We start from the raw sequence: 6280 nt of genomic DNA on the forward strand, positions 1-6280 counted from the left end.
TTGGAGACGGCCCTGACTGACCTCGACCTGCCGGTCAGCGACATTGACCTGCTGACAACCGCCGAGCGCGCCGCGCTCCTCCGCCAAGGCGCTCCCACAACCACCCATCCTTCACCCGCCGCCACCACTCTCCCCGCCCTCCTGTCCGCCCAGGCCACCCACACCCCCCACGCACCCGCCGTGACTTACGACGGCGATGTCATGAGCTACGCCGAGCTCGAGGCGCGGGCGAGCAGGCTGGCCCGCGTGCTGATCGCCCGGGGAGTGGGACCGGAGTGCGTGGTGGCCGTGTGTCTGCCACGCAGCGCGGAGGCGATCGTCGCGCTGCTGGCCGTCCTGACAGCGGGCGGCGCCTACCTCCCCGTCGATCCCGCGTACCCAGCCGAGCGGATCGCGTTCATGCTGGGAGACGCGCGACCGGTCGTGGTCCTGGCCGACTCCGACACCGTACGGCTCCTGCCGTCGCCGTCGCCGACCCCGGTCTCGACCCACGTCCCAGCGTCGGTGTGCGTGCTCGACTCCCCGGACATGGTGCGGGACTGTGCCGGACAGGACGCCACTCCCGTGGCAGACGGGGAGCGGCTGGGGCCGCTCACCGCCGGAAACCTGGCGTACGTCCTCTACACATCAGGGTCCACGGGAACGCCCAAGGGCGTGGCGGTGCAGCACTCCTCGGTGGTCGGGCTGATGGCCTGGGCCCGGGAGCGCTTCGGGCCCGAGCGGCTGTCGTCGGTGTTGCTGTCGACCTCGCTGAACTTCGACGTCTCGGTCTTCGAGCTGTTCGCCCCGCTGACGGTCGGTGGCCGGGTGGAGCTCGTCGAGCATCTTCCGGCGCTGGTGGAGCGGGGCGGCTGGTCCGGCGGACTGGTCAGCGGGGTGCCATCGGTCGTAGCGCAGGTGCTCGGCTCCGGCGCACGGCTCGCCGCTCACGATGTGGTGTTCGCGGGCGAAGGGCTGCCAGCACGTGTGTTCAACGAGGTCAGGCAGGCCATGCCGGGCGCTCGGATAGCGAACCTCTACGGTCCGACCGAGGCCACGGTCTACTGCCTGGAGTGGCATTCGGCCGGGGAGGAGACGCTCACCCGCCCGGCACTGACGGGCACACCCCTGCCGAACACCTCCGCTTACGTCCTCGACACCCAGCTGCAACTGGTCCCACCAGGGGTCGCGGGCGAGCTCTACATCGCGGGCCCGGGGTTGGCCCGGGGCTATCTCGCCCGCGCCGGGCTGTCGGCGCAGCGCTTTGTCGCCGACCCCTACGGGCCGCCAGGTACCCGCGCCTACCGCACCGGTGACCTGGTGCGTTGGACCGCGGACGGCCAGCTGGACTACCTGGGCCGCGCCGATGAGCAGGTGAAGGTGCGGGGGATCCGCATCGAGCTGGGCGAGGTGGAGGGCGTGGTGGCCGCGCATCCCTCGGTGGGCCAGGTGGCGGTCGTGGTGCGGGAGGACCGTCCGGGCGACCGGCGGATGGTGGCCTATGTGGTCCCGGCCACCGAGGGCCACCAGCGCCCGCGCCCGCACCCGCCTGTAGCCGGGCCCGGGGACGGCGGTCCGGACCCGGCGAGCCCGGACGTGGCGGTGCTGCGCGCCTCCGTACGGGAGCGACTGCCCGAGTACATGGTGCCCTCGGCGTTCGTGGTCCTGGACCGGCTGCCCGTCACCGCCAACGGCAAGCTCGACCGAGGCGCCCTGCCCGCACCGGAGTTCACCTCCCGGGCCTCCGGCCGCGGACCGCGTACGGCCGTGGAGGAGACCCTGTGCGGACTGTTCCAGCAGGTGCTGCGCGTGGCAGCGGTGGATGTCGAGGACAGCTTCTTCGACTTGGGCGGCGACAGCATTTCCTCCATCCAACTGGTCAGCCGGGCGAGGTCGGCCGGGGTGGTGATCACCGCCCGGGATGTGTTCCTGCGGAAGACCGTGACCGGGCTGGCCTCCGTGGCGGAGGCGGCGGCAGCGGAAGTGGCGGAGGCGGCGGAAGTGCCGGAGGGAGCCGGAACGGTGGCTCCGGTGGCGGACGACGGGGTCGGCGAGGTGGCCGCCACGCCCATCATGGAGTGGCTGCGCCAACGGGGCGGCCCGGTCGGTGAGTTCTGCCAGGCGATGCTGGTGACGGTGCCCACCGGGATGGACACGGACCGGCTGAGCAGGGTGCTGCGGGCCGTGACCGACCACCATGACGTGCTGCGGCTGAGGGTGACGGGCCGCGACGGAGGACGGTGGTCGCTCGAGGTGTCCCCGGCCGGATCCGTGGAAGCCGTGGCGCGGGTGCGCCAGGTGTCCTGTGGCGCGGACGGACGCATAGGGCGGCAGCTGCTCCAGGAGGAGTTCACGGCGGCCCGAGGGCGGCTGGACCCGTGGTCCGGTGTGATGTGGCAGGCGGTGTACTTCGATGCGGGGCCGGACCGCCCGGGCCTCCCGGACCGCCCGGGGCACGTGCTGCTGGTGCTGCACCATCTGGTGGTGGACGGAGTGTCCTGGCGGATCCTGCTGGACGATCTGCGGGTCGCCTGGGATGCGGTGGCGGCCGATCGCCTGGTGGCGCTCGAGCCGGTGGGCACCTCGTTCCGCCGGTGGGCCGCGCTGCTGACGGCCGAGTCGTGCGATCCCGTCAGGGAGGCGGAGTCGCCGTGGTGGGAGCAGACACTTACCAACGTACGCCCCCTTGCCGACGTACGCCCCGTCACGGACGTACGGCCCCACACGGACGCACAGCACCTCACCGACGCCCGGCCCCTTGCGGACGGGGACAACTCCTGGCGGGAGACGGCGGCCGCCGGGCCCGGCACCGCCAGTCTCACCCTGCGGCTTCCTGCCCCGGACACCGAGCCCCTGCTGGGGCCGGTCCCCGCGGTGTTCCACGCGGGTGTTCAGGATGTGCTGCTCGCCGCGTTCGCGGTGGCGGTCGAAGGCTGGCGCGTACGCCACGGGCGGGCCGTCGCGGGCGAGCCGGTGGTGGTGGACGTGGAAGGACACGGCCGGTCGTACCGTCTGTCCGCGAACGTCGACCTGGCGCGCACGGTCGGCTGGTTCACGACCCTCTACCCCCTGCGGCTGGACGCGGGCCCGGTACCGTCGGAGGACGTCACCGGCGCGGGCCCCGCTCTGGGACGTGCGGTCAAACGGGTGAAGGAGCAGCTACGGGGCGTACCGGACGAAGGCCTGGGCTACGGGCTGCTGCGCCACCTCAACCCCCGTACCGGCCCCCGGCTCGCCGCGCTCCGGGCCCCGGACATCGGGTTCAACTACCTGGGCCGCTTCACCGAGGCAGACCGCGAAGAACCGTGGATGCCGTCGGCCATCGACGACGGCGGGGTCCTGTCGGGGGCCGGTGACGACGCCGGAATGCCCCCGGCCCATGTGCTTGAGCTGAACGCCGTCACCGTCGACGCCTCGCGGGGCCCGTGTCTGACGGCGACCTGGTCCTGGGCGGAGGGAGCGCTCACGCGGCGGGAGGTGGACGACCTCGCGCACACCTGGTTCCGTGTGCTCCGGGCCATCACCGAACACGCCGCCCGGCCGGGCGCGGGAGGGCTCACCCCCTCCGATGTGAAACCGGCCACGCTGACCCAGGAGAACATCGAACGCGTCGAAGCGTCCTGCACACCGGCCGCCGTGAGCGACATCCTGCCGCTGACACCGCTCCAGGAGGGGCTGCTCTTCCACGCCCTCTACGACGCGCGCGCCACCGATGACTACGTCGTCCAGCTCGGCCTCGACCTCGACGGACCGCTGGACCCCCGGGCGCTGCGCGAGGCGGCCGAGGCGCTATTGCGCCGCCATCCGAACCTGCGGGCGGGCTTCTGGCACGAGGGGCTGGAACGCCCGGTCCAGGTCGTGCCCGCCACGGTGGCGCTCCCCTGGCAGGAGATCGACCTCCGCCACCTGAACGGCGACGGTCAGCCAACCGATGACGGTCAGCCAACCGATGACAGGCAACCAACCGGCGACGGTCAGCCAGGTGGCGACCGGCAGCGCGAGGAACTGCGCGCCGTGGCGGCGGCCGAACGTAACCGGCGGTTCGACCCGGCCGCTCCACCACTCCTCCGCCTCACCCTCGTACGGCTCGACGACCACCGCCACCACCTCCTGCTGACACACCATCACCTGCTGTTGGACGGCTGGTCGCTGCCGGTGGTGATGCGCGACCTCCTCCAGCTCTACCGGAATCCAGGAGGCACGGGCGAACTGCCCGTCACGCCCTACCGCGACTTCCTCACCTGGCTGGCCGAACGGGACGAGCGGGACCGGGGCGCGGCGGAGGCCGCATGGCGACAGGCACTCGACGGCGTGGAGGGCCCGACGCTCATCGCCCCCGCCACGCGCCCATCCGGCTCCCCGCGCCCTCCTGAGGAGGTCCTGACGGAGCTGTCCCCGGAGGCCACGTCCGCGCTGACGGCGCTCGCACGCGGCCGGGGGTGGACGGTCAACACCCTCGTCCAGGGTGCGTGGGGCATCCTCCTCGGCAAGCTCACCGGAAGCGATGACGTGGTCTTCGGGGCCACCGTGTCCGGTCGCCCCCCGGAGCTGGCCGGGGTGGAGAACATGGTCGGGCTCTTCATCAACACCCTGCCGGTGCGGATCCGCCTGGACCCGGCCGCGTCCCTGTCCTCCCTGCTGACCAGGGCGCAGGAGCAGGCGTCCCGGCTCATCGAGCACCAGCACCTCGGCCTGACGGACATCCACCGCCTGGCCGGTCACCCCCAGCTCTTCGACACGCTCGTGCTCTTCGAGAACTACCCCCTCGACCCGGAGGCGCTGCGCTCTCCGTCCGACGGGCTGCGGGTGGCCGGAGTCCGGGGCCGCGACGCCACCCACTACCCCCTGTGCCTGGTCGCCACGCAGCAGCGCTCCCTGCGCCTCCGCCTGGACTACCGCCCGGACGCCTTCGACCGCTCCACGGTCGTCTCGCTCGCCCGCCGTCTGGAACGCCTGCTGGCGGCGATGGCCGCCGACCCCGACCGGCCACTGGCCGCCGTCGACCTGCTGACCGCGGCGGAACGACGGGGACTGGCCGCGCCGAACACCACCGAGGCCGCCCTGCCGTCGTCCACCGTGGCCGAACTGCTCGCGGCGCGGGCGGTGTGCACCCCGGACGCACACGCCCTGGTGGCGGGCGGCACGGTACTGACCCACGCGGAACTCCACACGCGGGCCAACCGTCTGGCCCGTGTGCTCATCGAGCGCGGCGCGGGCCCGGAGCGCGTCGTGGCCGTCTCGCTGCCCCGGTCCGCGGACCTGGTCGTGGCATTGCTGGCCGTGATGAAGACGGGGGCGGCCTATCTGCCCCTCGACCCGGATCAACCGGCCGAGCGCGCCCGCTTCATGCTCCACGACGCGGCACCCGTCGCTCTCGTCACCACCGAGGCCGGGGCGGCGAAGCTGTCGGGTGCCGGTGCCTCGGTGCCGTGCCTCCTGTTGGACGCCGCCGCTACCGGGGCCGCCGTGCGGGACCGCTCGGGCGCCGACATCGACGACGCCGAACGGACGGCCCCGCCCCATCCGTTGAACACGGCGTACCTCATCTACACCTCGGGTTCCACCGGCCGTCCGAAGGGCGTCGCCGTGACACAGCGGTCCCTGCTGAACCTGCTGGTGGGGATGGTCGACGAGCTGGGCCTGGCAGCGGAGGACCGCTGGCTAGCGGTCACCACCATCACCTTCGACATCGCCGCGCTCGAACTGTTCGGCCCGCTGCTGGCCGGTGCCACGGTCGTCCTGGCGACGGCGGACGAGGTCCACGACCCGGGACGGCTGTCGCGGCTGCTGACCGCGAGCGGCACGACGGTCATGCAGGCCACGCCGACGTTGTGGGCGACACTGCTGGAACACCACCGAGCCGATCTGACCGGCGTACGGATCCTGACCGGCGGTGAGGCGCTTCCCACAGCACTGGCACACGAGATGCGGGACCGTGCGGCCGATGTCGTCAACGTCTACGGGCCGACGGAGACCACCATCTGGTCCACGCTCTCCCGTTGCGCCGAGGAGGGAACACCGACCATCGGTGGCCCGATCGCCAACACCCGGGTGTATGTGGTGGATGGTGGGTTGGGTTTGGTGCCGGTGGGTGTGGTGGGTGAGTTGTATGTGGCGGGTGTGGGGTTGGCGCGGGGGTATGTGGGGCGTGCGGGGTTGACGGCGGAGCGGTTTGTGGCGGACCCGTTCGGTGGGGTTGGGGAGCGGATGTATCGGACGGGGGATCTGGTGCGGTGGCGGTCGGACGGGGTGTTGGAGTTCGTCGGCCGGGTGGATGATCAGGTGAAGGTGCGGGGTTTTC

Annotated in this window: 1 protein-coding gene; it reads left to right on the forward strand. The window is 72.3% G+C overall.

The window, feature by feature from the left end:
• Positions 1-180: 180 nt before the first annotated feature.
• Positions 181-6280 (forward strand): non-ribosomal peptide synthetase (locus VT50_RS19435; protein WP_158083214.1); only part of this gene is annotated, 6100 nt, incomplete at its 3' end.

The organism is Streptomyces antioxidans (assembly GCF_000968685.2).
GTDB lineage: Bacteria > Actinomycetota > Actinomycetes > Streptomycetales > Streptomycetaceae > Streptomyces > Streptomyces antioxidans.